Raw genomic sequence first — 16,684 nt, forward strand, 5'->3', positions numbered from 1 at the left:
GGCAACGACGATCAGTTCTGCCGCCCCGGACCCGGCGGCGCGGAAGGTCCCTGGTCGGGCGGCGGCTGCGGCGGAGGCGGCACATCGCGCCCCCGTGGCCGCCGCTGCTGCGGACCGGGCGGCGGCGACATCGGCCGGACGACCGTCGGCGCGCCGTACACGTCGTCGGGCGGGCGCGGCCGCTCGGACGGCCGACCGTCGACGGGTTCCCGCAGCTCGTCGGGCAGCCGCAGATAGGGATTGGTATGGGGGTTCGCCGGCCGGTACGGCGCGCTCGGGGCGTACGGTCCGGGCTGCCGGGGGAGGTCAGGGGCGGGCGCGGTGACCGGGGGACCCGCGTCACCCAGTGCCAGCGGTGCCGCCCGCCGCCCCGCGGCCCCGCTCACGTACGCCAGCAGTGCCCCCGCCGCCCCCGCGCCCGCCCCCCAGGCGGCGCCGAGCAGCAGCGCCATGCCCAGATGCCCGTGCAGTCGGATCCCGGCACCGAACGCGTCGATGCCGAACACCGACAGCGAGGCGTCCACGGACACGTCCGTCAGCCACGCCAGCAGCGGTAGCGCCAGCGCCGTCACGATGCCGAGCCGAAGAGCGCAGCGCCCGGCGAAACCGAGGGCACCCCCTCCTCGTACAACGGGAGCAGCCGGTGTTCCCACCGAAGCCGCACCCTGATCCCGTACAAAAGGCGTACGCGAGGCGGCGAGGACGCCCGCGAACAGCATCATCACCGCCGTCGCGACCCCCAACAGCCACACCCGTCCGTCGAGTTCGGCGAGCCGGCCCAGGGTGACGGGCTGATCGGAGTCGACGCTCAGCAACCGGTCCAGCGGGTGGGGGAGCAGCTTGGCGAGTTCGCCGGTGGCCTTGCCGTCCCAGGGCACGAAGAGGCCGATCGGGATGCCCAGCCACACCCCGTTGGGCGCGCCGAGCAGCGCGGCGCCCGCGATCAGCTTGGGATGGGGATCGCCGATCGCCGCGTACGCCGCCGCAGCGAGGCCCGCGAGGACCGCCACCAGAACCACCGTGACCAGCGCGGACGCGGCCGGGCGCACCATCCGGTGCACGCCCTCCCAGCCGCGCGGCAGCGGCGTGCGCCGGGAGGCGAGCAGGGCGATCACCAGGATTCCGGCCGCCCAGGCCGCACCGCCGAGCAGCGTGGGCACCGTGTCGACGGTGAAGCCCACGGCCGCCTGCGCGTTCACCAGGTCGCCGATCTTGCCGGGCAGCAGTCCGCCGAGGTCCCCGAGCCCGCCGGGCAGCTTGTCGGTGATGTTCCCGAGGCCGCCGCCGCCCGTCACCCGGTCGAGGCCGAGCTTGCTCCCGTCGATCGTGATGATGTCGTGTCCGGCCCAGGCGAGCCCGCCCAGCGTCGCCACGAACAGCACGACCACCGCGCCCGCGCGCGCGAGGAGTTCGCACGGCGCGATCACAACTCCCGCCCCGCGCAGGGAGCGCAGGAAGAAGAAGGAGAGCAGGAGCGCGCCCACGAGTCCCACGCCCAGTGGCGTGATCTGGATGGCCGTGTGCGCCTCGGCCCCCTTCAGACCGAAGGCCGACACATCGCCGGACGGTTTGACCGCACCATTGGCCCCAAGGGCCACCACCGCCGCGGTCATCGGCCCGAGCGAGCCCGCCGCGTCCGCGCCGACCAGATGCAGACCGAGTGCGGCCGTGCCCGCCATCGCGATCAACGCCCAGCTCACCGAGGCGATCGCGGACAACAGCACATCCCCCCACGGCAGTCGCCTGCCGTGTCCCGCGGTGTCGATGCTCATCGTCAGACCCCCCGATCCGCGCCGCGGTGTCATCACCGCGGATGTCCCCCTCGCGTGGGATTACCACTCTCCGGGCCGGTTTCAACCCCGTCAACGGAAACGGGCAACCCGCCCGTACGCGCTCTTCACATGGCCCGACTTTCGGTCAGGGGGCTGCTCCTGAAATAGTTCCCCCCGATGTTCGACATCCCTAGACTCCCTGTGATGGGGGAACTTCGGGGGACAACTCAGTGGGGCATGGAGTGCCGGAACTCGTACTGGAATTGAATGGACGGACCTGGACGCTCGACGCGTCCAGGCCATACACCCTCGGACGTGATCCGCAGGGGGACGTCGTGCTCGAGGACGCCAGGGTCTCCTGGCGTCACGCCACGATCAGCTGGGGCGGCCGGAGTTGGGTCATCGAGGACCACGGCAGCACCAACGGCACCTTTGTGCAGGGGCAGCGGATCCATCGGATGGAGATCGGCCCCGGTTCGGCCGTGCACCTCGGCAACGCGACCGACGGCCCGCGCCTCAACCTCTCCGGCGCCGCGGCCGCCGTCGCACAGCCTCAGCAGCAGCCCTACGCCGCGCAGGGCGCGAGCCCCGGCTGGGCCCAGCAGGCACCGCCGCAGCAGGCGCCGGAACAGAGTCACCAGCAGCCGCAGCAGCCCGCGGCGCGAGTGCCGCAGCAGCAGGGACCCGGTGGTGGCGCGGGGGCGCCGCCGGTCTACGGCGACCGCAGCCCGACCACCTTCCACCAGCTCGACCTCGGCCGGGTGATGCGCATCGGTCGTGCGCTGGAGAACGAGCTGGTCGTCTCGGACCTCCAGGTCTCGCGCCACCACGCCGAGTTCCACGCGACGCCCGACGGGCGCTTCGAGATCCGCGACCTCGGCTCGCACAACGGCACCTACGTCAACGGCCAGCCGATCGCCAAGGGCGGCTCGGCGCTGCTCGGCCCGAACGACATCGTCGGCGTCGGCCACTCGACGTTCCGCCTGGTCGGCGACCGGCTCGAGGAGTTCGTCGACACCGGTGAGGTCTCCTTCTCGGCCCGCCATCTGACGGTGACGGTCGACGGCGGCAAGCAGATCCTCAAGGACGTCTCCTTCGGCGTCCCCGAGAAGTCGCTCATCGCGGTCATCGGCCCCTCGGGCTCCGGCAAGTCGACGCTCCTGAAGGCGCTCACGGGCTACCGCCCCGCCAACCAGGGCGACGTCCTCTACGACAACCGGAACCTGTACAAGCAGTTCGCCGAGCTGCGCCAGCGCATCGGTCTGGTCCCGCAGGACGACATCCTGCACAAGGAACTCACCGTCAAGAAGGCCCTCAAGTACGCGGCCAAGCTGCGCTTCCCCGCCGACACCACGGGCGAGGAGCGCGAGGCGCGCATAAACGAGGTGCTGCGCGAGCTGAAGCTGGACATCCACAAGGAGAAGAAGGTCACCTCCCTCTCCGGTGGCCAGCGCAAGCGCGTCTCGGTGGCCCTGGAGCTGCTGACCAAGCCGTCGCTGATCTTCCTGGACGAGCCGACCTCCGGTCTCGACCCGGGCATGGACCGCGACGTCATGCAGTTGCTGCGCGGCCTCGCCGACGACGGCCGTACGGTCCTCGTCGTCACGCACTCCGTGGCCGAGCTGGCGATCTGCGACAAGCTGCTGGTGATGGCACCGGGCGGTTCGGTCGCGTACTTCGGTCCGCCGGAGGAGGCCCTCAACTTCTTCGGCTACGAGACCTGGGCCGACGTCTTCTCCGCCTTCGAGAACTACCGCGACTACGACTGGGCGGGCCGCTGGAAGGGCTCGCAGCACTACCAGATGTATGCCGCGGACATCGACGCCGTCGCTCCGCAGTCGGCCAATGTGACGCCGCCGCAGGCGATGAAGCCGCCGAAGCCGCAGGGCTGGTTCTCCCAGCTCAGCACGCTGGTACGGCGCTATGTGTCGGTGATCGTGTCCGACAAGGGCTTCCTGGCGCTGACGGTGATCCTGCCGGCCGTGCTCGGCGCGGTGAGCCTGCTCATCGACCCGAACAAGACCCTGCTGGTGAACCCGCAGGTGAACCCGAAGACGGGCGTGCACGTGCCGAACGGCACGGCCACCACGGTGCTGCTGATCCTCGCGGTCGGCGCCTGTTTCGCGGGCGCGGCGAACTCAGTCCGTGAGCTGATCAAGGAACGGGTGATCTACGAGCGGGAGCGCGCCACCGGCCTGTCCCGCTCGGCGTACCTGATGTCCAAGGTGGTCGTGCTCGGCGTGGTCACCGTGCTGCAGGGCGCCATGGTCGGCGCGATCGGTTTCACCAGCCGCACCAAGCCCGTCGAGGGCGTGGTCTTCGGCCATTCGGTGCTGCTGGAACTCTCCATCCCGATCATGGCGCTGGGCTTCGCCTCGATGATGTTCGGCCTGGTCATCTCCTCGCTGGTGAAGACGGCCGAGAAGACCATGCCGCTGCTGGTCATGTTCGCGATCATCCAGGTCGTGTTCACCGGCTGCCTGTTCATCCTGAACGGCAAGATCGGCGTCAACGAGTTCTCGTACCTGATGCCGTCGCGCTGGGCGGTCGCCGCCGCCGGCGCCACGCTGGACTTCAACAACATCAGTCCGAACACGGACGACCCGTCCAGCACGGACCCGCTGTGGAACCACACGGCGTCCGCCTACGGCATGGACATCGCCGCGCTGCTCGTCCTCGCCGCCGTCTGCGGCTTCTTCGTGGCCCGCTTCCTGCGCCGCCACGAGCCCGAGGTCATGCGCAAGTAGTCCCGCGCTTACGTACGCCGAAGGGCGGCACCCCAACACCGGGGTGCCGCCCTTCGGCGTACGTGTCAGAGGTCCGCGCCGGCCTCAGTACGCGCTGTTGACGTTGTCCATCGAGCCGTACTTGTCGGCCGCGTAGTTGGCGGCGGCCGTGATGTTGGCGACCGGGTCGTAGATGTTCCACGAGGTGCCGGGCACGTGGTACGCCTTGAACGTCGGCGGGATGACCTGGAGCAGGCCCTTCGACGGGATGCCGTTGATGGCGTTGACGTCCCAGCCGTTGATGGCCATCGGGTTGCCCGAGGACTCGCGCATGATGTTGCGGTAGAGCCCGTTGTACGAACCCGGGATGCCCTTGCGCTTCATGATGTCGAGCGACTGGCGGATCCAGCCGTCGAGGTTGTTGGCGTACGACTTCGTGGCGTACGACTTCGCGGCGACCGTCTTCATGGCAACCGTCTTCATGGCGACCGTCTCGATCGCGGGGCGCTGCACGGAGCGGCTCGCGGCCTGCACCTTGCGCACGTTCTCGGCGGCCTTCTTGGCGGCGGCCGCGTCGGCGACCTTCTTGGCGGCGTCGTCGGCGGCCTTCTTCTTCGCCTCGATGGCCTGGGTCTTCAGGCTCGCGCCGGCCAGCCGGTCGGTGACACGGGCCTGCACGTTCTTGATCGGCTGCTGGCTGAAGACGACCGGGGCCGCGGAGACGGCTGCGTCGTTCGTGGTCGTCTGCGTGTGGCTCGGCGCCAGCGAGAACGCGAGGGTCGCGGCACCGAGCGCGGCGACGCCGGCGATCGAGAGCTTGCGGACCTGGGTCAGCTTCGGACTATGGCCAGGAGTGCGGGTGTTCTTGGTCATGGCTGATGGACCTCTTCGAATAGCGCGGAGGTCGCTCCCGGTCCGGTGGGGGACAGAGTGTTCCGGATCTGGCGCCGTGGGGTGGAACCCGCGGTGCTGAGCGACGGAGGCCATTCTTAGCGGCCGCAAAATATCGTGGCAAAGGTGTGACGTACGACGGAAGGTAGTAGGCCCAGTAAGGGCAAATCGGGGCAGACTGTCACGTCTGCCCCGCTCACTATGGTCGGCTTTATCTCCTATGCACCTTCGTACGTGATGTGCGCCCTATGTGCGGGCTCACATCGGCCCTATGGAATTCTCACCGGCAGTTGCTGGAGCAACGCTCAGTGTGAGGGTCTTCCTCCGGGAGGATGAGGTGCACGTCCCCGAACTCGTGCCAGAGGTAGAGCCCGCTCAACGCCTCGCCGTAGCCGCGCTCGATCGCCGCCCGTCCCGCGATCGCCTCCAGCATCAGCAGATGCGAGGCCTCCGGCTCGTGCAGCCCGGTCAGCAGCCCGTCCACCACCCGCACACCCCGCTCCGGGGTCACCACGAGGTCCGTCCAGCCCTTCCGGGCCCGGACCACCCCGCCGGCGTCGACGGCCGACTCCACGGCGCGTACGGCCGTCGTGCCGACCGCGAGGATCCGCCGCCCTCCCGCTCGCGCGGCGTTGATCAGCCGGGCCGACGCCTCGGGCACCTCGTACCGCTCCGGATACGGCGGCTCATGGGCCTCCGCCGACGCGACACCGGTATGCAGGGTGATCGGCGCGAACTGCACGCCCCGGCTCACCAGCTCCGCCACCAGCCGCGCGGTAAAGGGCCGCGCCGCGCTCGGCATCTCCGCACTGCCGCCGCCGTCGGCCGACGGCAGCGCGAACACCGTCTGGTAGACGGACAGCGGCTGATCCCTCCGTGTATAGGAGTAGCGAATGGGGCGCCCGTGGCGCCGCAGCAGCCCGAGCACGTCAGGATCCGACACCCGCCCCCACCACAGCCGTGAGCCGTACGGCGTCAGCGGCTCCTCCAGTACGAGGCGTACGTCCCCGGCGAGGCGCACCTCCGTACCCGCGGGTCCGCCCGCGCGCGCACGGGTGGTGCCCCTTCCGTCGGGATCCCGCAGCTCGACGGCCCACCGTCCGTCATCGCCCCGCGTGGAGAAATGCACCACCACGCGCGCGTGCCCGATCCGCCCGTCCACGGCGGCTGCCAGCGTGGGCGAAGTGTTGACGAGCAGCAGATCCCCCGCCCGCAGCCGCCGCGGCAGCTCCACGAACGCGTGATGCGACACCTCGGTACCGCACGACACGAGCAGCCGCACGGAGTCCCGGTCCCGCCCGGGCCCGCGCTGCTCGGCCGGCACCCGCGCCGACCGCTCCTCCGGAACCCGCACGATCGTCGTCATCGCGCCTCCAGCAGCGCCGGAGCACCGTAGCGGCCACTGGCAGGGCGCTCGTCCAGCAGCCGCAGATAGGCCGGAACCACGCTGTCCGGTGTCGGCCGCGGGTCGTCGTCGTCCGGTACGGCCGCCGCGTACAGGTCCGTGCCCATGTCCCCCGGGTCCACAGCCCACACCCGCAGCCCGGGCTCCTCCACGCCGAGCACGGCCGCCAGATGATCCAGGGCGGCCTTGGACGCCCCGTACCCGCCCCACGTCTCGTACGCCTCCGCGGCCGCGTCCGAGCTGACGGCGACGACCGCGCCGGCCTCCGCGGCCCGCAGCAGCGGCAGCGCCTCCTGGACCAGGCCCAGCGCCGCGACCACGTTGACCTCCAGGGCGTGGCGCAGCCCGTCCAGGGCCAGGTCCTCCAGACGCACCAGCGGCTCGGCACCCAGCGCGCTCGCGTTGTTCACCAGCAGATCCACTCCGCCGAGCCCGCGGGCCGCCGCCACCAGCCCGGCGCGGTGCCCGGCGTCCCCGACATCCCCGGGCAGCGCCTCCACCCGGGTCCCGTACGCGGACAGCGCCTCCGCCGTCTCCTTCAGCGCCCCCGCGGTCCTGGCGTCGAGCACCAGATCCCAGCCGCGCTCCGCCAGGGCCGCGGCGAGCGCCCGGCCCAGCCCCTTCGAAGCACCCGTGATGATCGCTACCGGCATGACGTCCGTCCCCTCGTCCCTGCACCGCCGATCCCGGCGGGTGCCTTCAACGTAGGAACCGGGCCGCCCCCGCCGCCTCGTGCGCGGGCCCCAATGACCTGGGGCCCTTCGCCCTAAGCCCACCGGCCTAGGCAGCCGCCACCACAGGTCGGATACGCACTGTCACACCCCGCCGGTACGTTGGGGACATGAGCCAAGGCCCCCGGTCCGGTCTGTACGCGGTGAGCACCGCGCTGCTGGCCATGAGCAGGCACCTCGAGGTGCGCGACGTCCTCAAGACGATCGTCGCCTCGGCCCGCGAGCTGCTCGACGCGCAGTACGCGGCGCTCGGTGTGCCCGACGACCACGGAGGCTTCGCCCAGTTCGTGGTCGACGGCGTCAGCGACGCCCAGTGGAAGGCCATCGGCCCGCTTCCGCGCCAGCACGGCATCCTCGCCGCGATGCTGCACGAGGCCCGCCCCGAGCGCCTCGCCGACGTACGCAAGGACCCCCGCTTCGAGGGGTGGCCCGCCGCCCACCCCGACATGTCCGACTTCCTGGGCCTGCCGATCCGCGACGGCGACGAGGTCATCGGAGCCCTGTTCCTGGCGAACAAGAACAGGACGAAAGAGAGCACGAAGGACTGCTCCGCGCCGGACGGCGGCTGCGGCTTCACCGAGGACGACCAGGAACTCCTCTCGATCCTCGCCCAGCACGCGGCGATCGCCCTGACCAACGCCCGCCTCTACGAGCGCAGCCGCGAGCTCACCATCGCCGAGGAGCGCTCCCGCCTCGCCCACGAGCTCCACGACGCCGTCAGTCAAAAGCTCTTCTCCCTGCGCCTGACCGCACAGGCCGCCGTCGCCCTCGTGGACCGCGACCCCGCACGCGCCAAGGGCGAACTGCACCAGGTGGCCATGCTCGCCGCCGAAGCCACCGAGGAGCTGCGCGCCGCCGTCATCGAGCTGCGCCCCGCCGCCCTCGACGAGGACGGCCTGGTCGCCACCCTGAGCACCCAGATACAGGTCCTCGACCGCGCCCACTCCGCGCGCGTGACCTTCGCGAGCCACGGGGTGCGGGCGCTGCCCGCCGCCCAGGAGGAGGCCGTGCTGCGCGTCGCCCAGGAGGCCCTGCACAACGCGCTGCGGCATTCTGGAGCCGGCCGCGTCGACGTCACCCTGGAGAAGCGCGGCCCCGGCACCGTCCTGCGCGTCAGTGACGACGGCAGCGGCTTCGAGCCCACGGCGATCCGCGCCGCGGGACGCCACCTGGGCCTGGTCTCCATGCGCGACCGGTCGAGCGGGGTCGGCGGCACCCTCAGCGTGGAATCGGCGCCCGGAAAGGGCACCACGATCGAGATGGAGGTCCCTGGTGGCTGAAGCAATCAAGGTGCTGCTCGTCGACGACCACCAAGTGGTCCGCCGGGGCCTGCGCACCTTTCTCGAGGTGCAGGACGACATCGAGGTCGTGGGCGAGGCGTCCGACGGCGTCGAAGGGGTCGCCCGCGCCGAGGAACTGAAGCCCGACGTCGTCCTCATGGACGTCAAGATGCCGGGCATGGACGGCATCGACGCGCTGCGCAAGCTCCGCGAACTCGCCAACCCCGCGCGCGTGCTGATCGTCACCAGCTTCACCGAACAGCGCACGGTCGTCCCGGCCCTGCGCGCGGGCGCCGCCGGCTATGTCTACAAGGACGTGGACCCGGACGCCCTCGCCGGAGCCATCCGCTCCGTGCACGCCGGGCACATCCTGCTCCAGCCCGAGGTGGCGGGCGTCCTGCTGTCCCAGGAGGAGGCCAACTCGGGCCAGGGGAGAGGCGGCTCGCTCACCGAACGGGAGCGCGAAGTGCTCGGCCTGATCGCGGACGGCCGCTCCAACCGGGAAATCGCACGCGCGCTCGTCCTCTCCGAGAAGACCGTCAAGACGCATGTCTCGAACATCCTGATGAAGCTCGACCTCGCCGACCGCACCCAGGCCGCGCTCTGGGCCGTACGCCATGGGGCGGCGGGCTGATCGCCCGCGCGGCGGCGGCAACTCGGAGGGTTCCGCTCCGGGCTGAGATTCATACCGTCGTGTGTATGTCACCCGGATGGCGCATCCTCCGGGGATCTCGGCCGTTCTCCAGTGCGTGCCGCGGCGACTGCCGCGGTGATCGCTAGGGAGGGCTCAGAAGTGAAGAACCTGAAGAAGGCCACGGCTGTCGCGATGGTGGCCGGCGGGCTGGTCGCCGCCGGTGCCGGTATGGCGTCCGCGACGGACGGCTCGTGGGCGGGCGGCAACGCCGCGGGCTCCCCGGGCGTCGTCTCGGGCAACGTCATCCAGGCCCCGATCCACATCCCCGTGAACGCGGTCGGCAACAGCGTGAACGTCATCGGCGTCCTGAACCCGGCCTTCGGCAACCTGGGCCTCAACCACTGAGACCCACGCCCCACCACCCCCCCACCGGCCTCCCAGGTTCTCCTGGGAGGCCGTTCGGTCCGTTCAGGCCGACGGGGGCCGGAGCGCAGCCCCGCCCCACAGGGGCGCGGGGAACTGCGCGCCCAGCCCCCACCCACCCGCGGCCAACAAGCCCACCCGGGGGTCTGGGGGCGGAGCCCCCCGGTACGGGATGGGACGGGTAGGGGCGGCGGGGGCGCATACAGACCTCAGCGAACCCCCCGCTCCCGCTCCTCCACAAACGCGTTGTACGCCGCCACCTGCGCCCGCCGAGCCGTCCGCTCGACCGGCCGCAGCGCCAACGCCCGCGCGGACATCTCCGACGCACTCACCGCCCCGCCATGCCCGTTCTCATACGCGACGGAGATCAGCAACCCCACCCGCTGGGCCAGCTCCAGCACACGCACCGCACGCGGCGGATACCCGGGCGCCAACACCTCCCGCCCCCGCTCGGCCCGCGCCCGGTACGCGTCGACCGCCGCCTCGGCGACCGGCCCCGACCCCGCCACGTCGAGCCGCGACAGCACCTCCGTCGCCTCACGCAGCGCCTCCGCGAGCTCCCGCTCGGCCTCACCGAGCGAGGGCACATCCGCGGGCGGCGCCTCCCGCACGCCGAGGCAGTGCCACACCACCTCGACATGGACATCACCGTCGGGCCCGGCCTCGTACACCTCGGGAACGAGCCCGAGCGCCGCCCCGTGGCAGACCACCGCCTCCTCCGCGTCGAGGGCACGCGCATTGAAGTCCGGCGGCCCGCTCAGCCCGAGCGGATGCCCCGGCGCGGGCAGCGCGACCCGCAGTCCGGTCACCCCGAGGGCGCGAAGCCGGCCGAGGGCGAGCGTGAGCCCGACGGGCCCGGACTCACCGGGCAGCCCCTCGACCCGGTGCACCGCGTCCTCGCCGACGATGGCGAGCACCGCGTCATCCGGCGAAACAAGTCCGGCCAAAAGGGCGTTTCCCCATGCGGCCAGGCGTCCTGAGCGTGGTTCCGAGAGCATGCCCCCACCCTAAGGACCGACCGATGGATGGGAGCGACCGACCGGTGGCGTAGGTTTTCCCTGGGGGCTGCGTCCACAGACGTAAGCGACGGCCGAGACTGCAATGGGAGACAACGCGCTCATGAGCGATGTACTGGAGCTGGAGGACGTGTCCGTGGTCCGCGAGGGCCGGGCTCTGGTGGACCAGGTCTCCTGGTCGGTCAAGGAGGGGGAGCGCTGGGTCATCCTAGGCCCGAACGGCGCCGGAAAGACGACCCTCCTGAATCTCGCCTCCAGCTACCTCTTCCCCAGCCAGGGCACCGCCACCATCCTCGGTGAGACCCTCGGCAAGGTCGACGTCTTCGAGCTGCGCCCGCGCATCGGCGTGGCCGGTATCGCCATGGCCGAGAAGCTCCCCAAGCGCCAGACCGTCCTGCAGACCGTACTGACGGCCGCGTACGGCATGACCGCGGGCTGGCACGAGGACTACGAGGACATCGACGAGCAGCGCGCCCGCGCCTTCCTCGACCGCCTCGGCATGAGCGACTACCTGGACCGCAAGTTCGGCACGCTCTCCGAGGGCGAGCGCAAGCGCACCCTCATCGCCCGCGCCCTGATGACCGACCCCGAGCTGCTCCTGCTCGACGAGCCCGCCGCGGGCCTCGACCTCGGCGGCCGCGAGGACCTCGTCCGCCGCCTCGGCCGCCTCGCCCGCGACCCGATCGCCCCCTCCATGATCATGGTCACGCACCACGTCGAGGAGATCGCTCCCGGCTTCACCCACGTCCTGATGATCCGTCAGGGCAAGGTGCTCGCCGCAGGTCCGCTCGAACTCGAACTCACCTCGCGCAACCTCTCCCTCTGCTTCGGACTCCCGCTCATCGTCGAGCAGGTCGGCGAGCGTTGGACCGCGCAGGGCCTGCCGATGTCCTGAACACCCGGTACGAGCCCCTTCTCCACCGATCTGCGCCCTGTCCGCGCCCGGCCCGCGGACCTACCATGACCATGTGAACGACATCAACGCATGGGTGTGGTGGCTCGTCGGCGCGGCCGCGCTGGGCATCCCGCTCGTGGTGACCGCGATGCCGGAGTTCGGCATGCTCGCCCTCGGCGCCGCAGCGGCGGCGGTCACGGCGGGCCTCGGCGGCGATGTCGTCCTTCAGGTACTCGTCTTCGCCGTCGTCGCGTTCGCGCTCATCGGCGTCGTACGCCCCGTCGCGGCCAGGCACCGCGCCCAGCGGCCCCAACTCGCCACCGGTGTGGAGGCGTTGAAGGGCAAACAGGCCATCGTCCTGGAACGGGTGGACGGTTCGGGCGGCGGCCGGATCAAACTCGGCGGAGAGATCTGGTCGGCGCGCGCTCTCGAAGCCGGACAGGCCTACGAAGTGGGCCAGGAGGTGGACGTCGTGGACATCGAAGGAGCCACGGCGATTGTGATGTGACCTCGTGCGACGCAAGTGAACCGAACGCCCCACGTGGCAGACGACGGTCTGTCAGACTCGTCGAGCAAGATCTTCAACAACCATAAGATCTTTCGGACTTACCGAGGCGGAGAAGGGTACGGGGAGCATCGATGGCACCAATCATCATCGTCCTGATCATTCTGGTGGTGTTGGTATTCATCGCCCTGATCAAGACCATCCAGGTCATCCCACAGGCCAGCGCCGCCATCGTGGAGCGCTTCGGCCGCTACACACGGACCCTGAACGCGGGCCTGAACATCGTGGTCCCGTTCATCGACTCGATCCGCAACCGCATCGACCTGCGTGAACAGGTCGTGCCGTTCCCACCGCAGCCGGTGATCACGCAGGACAACCTGGTGGTCAACATCGACACGGTCATCTACTACCAGGTCACCGACGCGCGCGCCGCCACCTACGAAGTCGCCAGCTACATCCAGGCGATCGAGCAGCTCACCGTCACCACCCTGCGCAACATCATCGGTGGCATGGACCTGGAGCGGACCCTCACCTCCCGCGAGGAGATCAACGCGGCCCTGCGCGGCGTCCTCGACGAGGCCACCGGCAAGTGGGGCATCCGCGTCAACCGCGTCGAGCTCAAGGCGATCGAACCGCCCACCTCCATCCAGGACTCGATGGAGAAGCAGATGCGCGCCGACCGTGACAAGCGCGCCGCGATCCTCACCGCCGAAGGTATCCGCCAGTCGCAGATCCTCACCGCCGAGGGTGAGAAGCAGTCCGCGATCCTGCGCGCCGAAGGTGAGGCCAAGGCCGCCGCCCTGCGCGCCGAGGGCGAGGCCCAGGCCATCCGTACGGTCTTCGAGTCCATCCACGCCGGCGACGCCGACCAGAAGCTCCTCGCCTACCAGTACCTCCAGATGCTCCCCAAGATCGCCGAGGGTGACGCCAACAAGCTCTGGATCGTGCCCAGCGAGATCGGCGACGCCCTCAAGGGCCTGAGCGGAGCCATGGGCAACTTCGGCCCCATGGGCGGCGGTTCGGGCAACGCGGGCACCGAGCGCCGCGAGAAGCCGTCCGTCACCGACTGACGCCCTGGTCCCTACGACGATGGGGCCCACCTCCAGCCTTTCGGCGGAGGTGGGCCCCATCGTCGTAGGAACTGCCGGGTCTAGGCAGCGGGTTGGGCCAGCCATTCCGGGAGGGCGTCGAGGTCGTCGCGGCCCAGCGCCAGCAGCATCGCGTCCGCGGGCGTCGGCTCGAACGGCTGCCGCAGCAGCGGCATACCCGCCTGCTCCGGAGTCCGGTCCGCCTTGCGGTGATTGTCCTCCGCGCAGGACGCGACCGTGTTCAGCCAGGAGTCCCGACCGCCCTGCGCGCGCGGCACCACATGGTCGACCGTCGTCGCCCGCCTTCCGCAGTACGCGCACCTGTGCTGGTCGCGTACCAGCACACCGCGCCTCGACCACGGCGCTTGTCTTCGGAAAGGCACCCTCACATACCTGCACAGCCTGATGACTCGGGGCACGGGTATGTCCAGCGCGGCGCCGCGCATACGGAGTTCGGGGTGGGCCTGCTCGACGACAGCCTTGTCCTGCAGCACCAGAACGACGGCTCGGTTCAACGTCACCGTCGACAGCGGCTCAAAGCTCGCGTTCAGAACCAGCGTGTCCCGCATCCAGCCCACCTCCCGTGCGCACCGGCCCACCCCCTGGCGGGCTTGGATCAACTCTGGCCGGGCACGCCGAGATGGACAACGCAATAAAAATGCCCGCCCCTGATCACTTCCAAGACCAGAGGCGGGCAAACGTTCAGTGAACGTGTGTCTTCACGTTCTACGCGGGAGACGCGTACTCACCCATCAGCTGGGCGCGCGCCAGCGTGTGGAACCGCAGATTGAATCCCACGACGGCCGGCGACACCTCCGCGTCGGGACCGAGCTTCTCCTGATCCACGGCGTACACCGTGAACACATACCGGTGCGCAGGATCCCCGGCCGGCGGCGCGGCGCCACCGAAGTCCTTGGACCCGTAGTCGTTGCGCACCTGAACGGCACCCTCCGGCAGCCCCTCGAACTTGCCGCTGCCCGCACCCGTCGGCAGTTCCGTCACCGAAGCGGGAATGTCGAACACCACCCAGTGCCAGAACCCGCTCCCCGTCGGGGCATCCGGATCGAAGCAGGTCACGGCGAAGCTCTTGGTCTCCTGCGGGAAGCCCTCCCAGCTCAGCTGCGGCGAGGTGTTCCCGGCCGCGTAGACCTGAGCGTCCTTCAGCACCCCGCCCGACTCGACGTCCTCACTGGTGACCGTGAAGGCCGGAACGGGCGGATGGAAGTCATGGGGAAGCGGCGGCCTCTTGAGCTCGGTCACGTCAGAACCTCCTGAACGGCGGAATCTCTCGACCCGAGCCTAGAACCAGCTGCGCTTGCTGCCGACCTCCGAGAGCCACTGGTTCAGGTACGCGGCCCAGTCCGTGCCCTGGTAGTCGTGCACCCCCACCCGGAAGGAGCGGTACGAGTCGCTGCCCTCACTGAAGAGGCCCGGCTTCTTGTCCATCTCCAGGATGACGTCCATCTCCTGGTCGTCCGCGACGAAGCTCAGCTCGACCTGGTTCAGCCCGCGGTACTGCGACGGCGGGAAGAACTCGATCTCCTGGTAGAAAGGCAGCTTCTGCCGGGTGCCCCGGATGTGACCGCGCTCCATGTCCGCGTTCTTGAAGCGGAAGCCCAGCTGGATGAAGGCGTTCAGGATCGCCTGCTGCGCCGGCAGCGGGTGCACGTTGATCGGGTCCAGGTCACCGGAGTCCACGGCACGCGCGATCTCCAGCTCGGTGGTCACACCGATGTGCATGCCCCGCAGCGCCTGCCCGTCGATGGTGGTGATCGGCGTCTCCCACGGGATCTCGAGCCCGAAGGGCACGGCGTGCACGGCACCGGCCTGCAGCTCGAAGGCGCCACCGAGCCGCAGCTTGGTGAACTCGATGTCCTGCTTGTACTCCTGGTCGTCGTGCCCCTCGACCTCGACCTTGGCCTGGAGCCCGACCGACAGCCCCTCGATGGCCTGGTTCACGGACCCGCCCTGGATCCGCACCTCACCCTGCACGACACCGCCCGGAACGACGTTGACCTCGGTCAGCACCGTCTCGACCGAAGCCCCACCGGCTCCCAGGCTCGCAAGCAGCCGCTTGAACCCCATGTTTCTTCCTCCCCAGGCAACGCCTGTGCTCCGTCGTACATCCGTCTGGATCCTTGATCCGTACAAACGCGATCCGACCGCGGCCGGTTCCGCGCCCTCACCTTTACAAGGAGGACGCTCCCTGACCACCCGTAGACACGTACTCGTGCGGGCCTGTACGCACAGTCCCTCACCCGGCCGCATCCGTCCGGGCCACTGGACTACGCTCGTACGGCATGATCGCGGCCCCTGACCGTACGCCCATCACCCGGGACTTCTTCGACCGCCCCGTACTGGAGGTCGCCCCCGACCTGCTGGGGCGCATCCTCGTCCGCACGACACCGGACGGTCCGATCGAGCTCCGTCTCACGGAGGTGGAGGCGTACGACGGCCCGAACGATCCCGGCTCCCATGCCTATCGCGGCCGCACGGCCCGCAACGGCGTGATGTTCGGTCCGCCGGGGCACGTATACGTCTACTTCACCTACGGCATGTGGTTCTGCATGAACCTGGTGTGTGGTCCGGAGGGCAACCCGAGCGGGGTCCTCCTCCGCGCCGGAGAGATCACCAAGGGCGCCGAACTCGCGCGCAAACGTCGACTCTCGGCCCGAAATGACAAGGAACTGGCCAAAGGGCCCGCACGCCTGGCCACGGCGCTCGGCGTGGACAGGGCCCTCGACGGCGCCGACGCCTGCGCCCCCGAGGGCTCTCCACTGACCCTCCTGACGGGCACCCCCGTCCACTCCGACCAGGTACGCAACGGTCCGCGCACCGGAGTGGCCGGCGACGGGGGTGTCCACCCCTGGCGCTTCTGGGTCGCCAACGACCCCACCGTGAGTCCTTATCGGGCCCATGCGCCACGCCGTCGCTCAACTTGACTCGCCCCTGGGGGGTCCGTAATGTAGCCCGAGCCGCTTGAACCGGGTACGGCGTTCAGCCAGCAGCCGGAAGTGGCCAACCCACTACCTACGACTTCCCCTCAGCGGGGGTCAATTCGGCGTGCCTGCATGCCTGAATTGCAGCCCGCGGAACTCGATTATGAGTTGCCGAGGGAATCGGCTAGCGTAGTGAATGTCGAAAGGCCGCGATGCGAAAGCACTCAAAGCCGGAAGACGGAATCCCTCTCCGACAGGGAATCGGACACGAAAGAGTCTGATAGAGTCGGAACCGCCGGAAAGGGAAACGCGAAAGCGGGAACCTGGAAAGCACCGAGGAAATCGGATCGCGAAACGGTCTGATAGAGTCGGAAACGCA

16 protein-coding genes are annotated in these 16,684 nt (G+C 69.9%); 8 read left to right on the forward strand and 8 right to left on the reverse strand.

Annotated features, from left to right (window positions below; genetic code table 11):
• Positions 1-11 precede the first annotated feature (11 nt).
• The gene (locus ACIQTP_RS23730; RefSeq protein WP_403402693.1) at positions 12-1,772 is read right to left on the reverse strand and encodes a streptophobe family protein; all 1,761 of its coding nucleotides are present in this window, start codon (positions 1,770-1,772) and stop codon (positions 12-14) included.
• Between the two features lie 242 nt (positions 1,773-2,014).
• On the opposite strand from ACIQTP_RS23730, the gene ACIQTP_RS23735 reads away from it, so the two are divergent.
• Positions 2,015-4,519, forward strand: a complete 2,505-nt coding sequence (locus tag ACIQTP_RS23735; protein ID WP_403402696.1) for an FHA domain-containing protein — start codon at positions 2,015-2,017, stop codon at positions 4,517-4,519.
• Positions 4,520-4,603: 84 nt separating this feature from the next.
• On the opposite strand, the gene ACIQTP_RS23740 is transcribed toward ACIQTP_RS23735, so the two are convergent.
• The 3 genes from ACIQTP_RS23740 to ACIQTP_RS23750 form a co-directional block, all read right to left on the reverse strand.
• Positions 4,604-5,371: a transglycosylase SLT domain-containing protein gene (locus tag ACIQTP_RS23740; RefSeq protein ID WP_403402699.1), complete on the reverse strand. Its 768-nt coding sequence runs from the start codon at positions 5,369-5,371 to the stop codon at positions 4,604-4,606.
• Between the two features lie 298 nt (positions 5,372-5,669).
• Positions 5,670-6,755 (reverse strand): S-adenosylmethionine:tRNA ribosyltransferase-isomerase, encoded by a 1,086-nt coding sequence (locus ACIQTP_RS23745; RefSeq protein WP_403402701.1) that lies wholly within the window; start codon positions 6,753-6,755, stop codon positions 5,670-5,672.
• The gene (locus tag ACIQTP_RS23750) at positions 6,752-7,447 is read right to left on the reverse strand and encodes an SDR family NAD(P)-dependent oxidoreductase (RefSeq protein ID WP_403402704.1); all 696 of its coding nucleotides are present in this window, start codon (positions 7,445-7,447) and stop codon (positions 6,752-6,754) included. Before ACIQTP_RS23750 ends, ACIQTP_RS23745 begins: the two co-directional genes overlap by 4 nt.
• A 188-nt stretch (positions 7,448-7,635) precedes the next feature.
• Here ACIQTP_RS23750 and ACIQTP_RS23755 point away from each other — a divergent pair, with 188 nt between their 5' ends.
• The 3 genes from ACIQTP_RS23755 (at position 7,636) to ACIQTP_RS23765 (ending at position 9,844) form a co-directional block, all read left to right on the forward strand.
• On the forward strand, positions 7,636-8,805 hold the full coding sequence (locus tag ACIQTP_RS23755; RefSeq protein ID WP_403402707.1) for a GAF domain-containing sensor histidine kinase: 1,170 nt from the start codon (positions 7,636-7,638) through the stop codon (positions 8,803-8,805).
• Positions 8,798-9,439 (forward strand): response regulator, encoded by a 642-nt coding sequence (locus ACIQTP_RS23760; RefSeq protein ID WP_402042837.1) that lies wholly within the window; start codon positions 8,798-8,800, stop codon positions 9,437-9,439. Before ACIQTP_RS23755 ends, ACIQTP_RS23760 begins: the two co-directional genes overlap by 8 nt.
• A gap of 159 nt (positions 9,440-9,598) precedes the next feature.
• Entirely contained in the window at positions 9,599-9,844 is a 246-nt protein-coding gene (locus tag ACIQTP_RS23765) for a chaplin (RefSeq protein ID WP_054232214.1), read from the forward strand.
• 227 nt (positions 9,845-10,071) lie between these two features.
• On the opposite strand, the gene ACIQTP_RS23770 is transcribed toward ACIQTP_RS23765, so the two are convergent.
• Positions 10,072-10,860, reverse strand: a complete 789-nt coding sequence (locus ACIQTP_RS23770; protein WP_402042834.1) for a hypothetical protein — start codon at positions 10,858-10,860, stop codon at positions 10,072-10,074.
• 121 nt (positions 10,861-10,981) lie between these two features.
• Between ACIQTP_RS23770 and ACIQTP_RS23775 the strand changes: the two genes are divergently transcribed.
• From ACIQTP_RS23775 to ACIQTP_RS23785, 3 genes are all read left to right on the forward strand, one after another.
• Positions 10,982-11,773, forward strand: a complete 792-nt coding sequence (locus tag ACIQTP_RS23775; RefSeq protein ID WP_403402712.1) for an ABC transporter ATP-binding protein — start codon at positions 10,982-10,984, stop codon at positions 11,771-11,773.
• Positions 11,774-11,846: 73 nt separating this feature from the next.
• Positions 11,847-12,281 carry an NfeD family protein gene (locus ACIQTP_RS23780; RefSeq protein WP_403402715.1) on the forward strand — a complete coding sequence of 145 codons (435 nt, stop codon included), beginning with the start codon at positions 11,847-11,849 and terminating at the stop codon, positions 12,279-12,281.
• Positions 12,282-12,412: 131 nt separating this feature from the next.
• Positions 12,413-13,348, forward strand: coding sequence for an SPFH domain-containing protein (locus ACIQTP_RS23785; protein WP_054230569.1), 936 nt, complete (start codon positions 12,413-12,415; stop codon positions 13,346-13,348).
• Between the two features lie 80 nt (positions 13,349-13,428).
• On the opposite strand, the gene ACIQTP_RS23790 is transcribed toward ACIQTP_RS23785, so the two are convergent.
• The 3 genes from ACIQTP_RS23790 to ACIQTP_RS23800 form a co-directional block, all read right to left on the reverse strand.
• Positions 13,429-13,935: an HNH endonuclease gene (locus ACIQTP_RS23790; RefSeq protein ID WP_168490322.1), complete on the reverse strand. Its 507-nt coding sequence runs from the start codon at positions 13,933-13,935 to the stop codon at positions 13,429-13,431.
• 157 nt (positions 13,936-14,092) lie between these two features.
• Positions 14,093-14,626, reverse strand: coding sequence for a YbhB/YbcL family Raf kinase inhibitor-like protein (locus ACIQTP_RS23795; RefSeq protein WP_403402719.1), 534 nt, complete (start codon positions 14,624-14,626; stop codon positions 14,093-14,095).
• 39 nt (positions 14,627-14,665) lie between these two features.
• Positions 14,666-15,451: a sporulation protein gene (locus tag ACIQTP_RS23800; protein WP_403402722.1), complete on the reverse strand. Its 786-nt coding sequence runs from the start codon at positions 15,449-15,451 to the stop codon at positions 14,666-14,668.
• Positions 15,452-15,666: 215 nt separating this feature from the next.
• Between ACIQTP_RS23800 and ACIQTP_RS23805 the strand changes: the two genes are divergently transcribed.
• Positions 15,667-16,308: a DNA-3-methyladenine glycosylase gene (locus ACIQTP_RS23805; protein ID WP_403402725.1), complete on the forward strand. Its 642-nt coding sequence runs from the start codon at positions 15,667-15,669 to the stop codon at positions 16,306-16,308.
• Positions 16,309-16,684: the final 376 nt, after the last annotated feature.

This window comes from Streptomyces sp. NPDC090798, assembly GCF_044768965.1.
Lineage (GTDB): Bacteria > Actinomycetota > Actinomycetes > Streptomycetales > Streptomycetaceae > Streptomyces.

Excerpts from the sequence above, each read along its gene's own strand:
- ACIQTP_RS23730 (WP_403402693.1), bottom strand. The coding sequence starts at position 1,772 with ATGAGCATCGACACCGCGGGACACGGCAGGCGACTGCCGTGGGGGGAT.
- ACIQTP_RS23740 (WP_403402699.1), bottom strand. The coding sequence starts at position 5,371 with ATGACCAAGAACACCCGCACTCCTGGCCATAGTCCGAAGCTGACCCAG.
- ACIQTP_RS23745 (WP_403402701.1), bottom strand. The coding sequence starts at position 6,755 with ATGACGACGATCGTGCGGGTTCCGGAGGAGCGGTCGGCGCGGGTGCCG.
- ACIQTP_RS23750 (WP_403402704.1), bottom strand. The coding sequence starts at position 7,447 with ATGCCGGTAGCGATCATCACGGGTGCTTCGAAGGGGCTGGGCCGGGCG.
- ACIQTP_RS23755 (WP_403402707.1), top strand. The coding sequence starts at position 7,636 with ATGAGCCAAGGCCCCCGGTCCGGTCTGTACGCGGTGAGCACCGCGCTG.
- ACIQTP_RS23770 (WP_402042834.1), bottom strand. The coding sequence starts at position 10,860 with ATGCTCTCGGAACCACGCTCAGGACGCCTGGCCGCATGGGGAAACGCC.
- ACIQTP_RS23775 (WP_403402712.1), top strand. The coding sequence starts at position 10,982 with ATGAGCGATGTACTGGAGCTGGAGGACGTGTCCGTGGTCCGCGAGGGC.
- ACIQTP_RS23785 (WP_054230569.1), top strand. The coding sequence starts at position 12,413 with ATGGCACCAATCATCATCGTCCTGATCATTCTGGTGGTGTTGGTATTC.
- ACIQTP_RS23790 (WP_168490322.1), bottom strand. The coding sequence starts at position 13,935 with ATGCGGGACACGCTGGTTCTGAACGCGAGCTTTGAGCCGCTGTCGACG.
- ACIQTP_RS23800 (WP_403402722.1), bottom strand. The coding sequence starts at position 15,451 with ATGGGGTTCAAGCGGCTGCTTGCGAGCCTGGGAGCCGGTGGGGCTTCG.
- ACIQTP_RS23805 (WP_403402725.1), top strand. The coding sequence starts at position 15,667 with ATGATCGCGGCCCCTGACCGTACGCCCATCACCCGGGACTTCTTCGAC.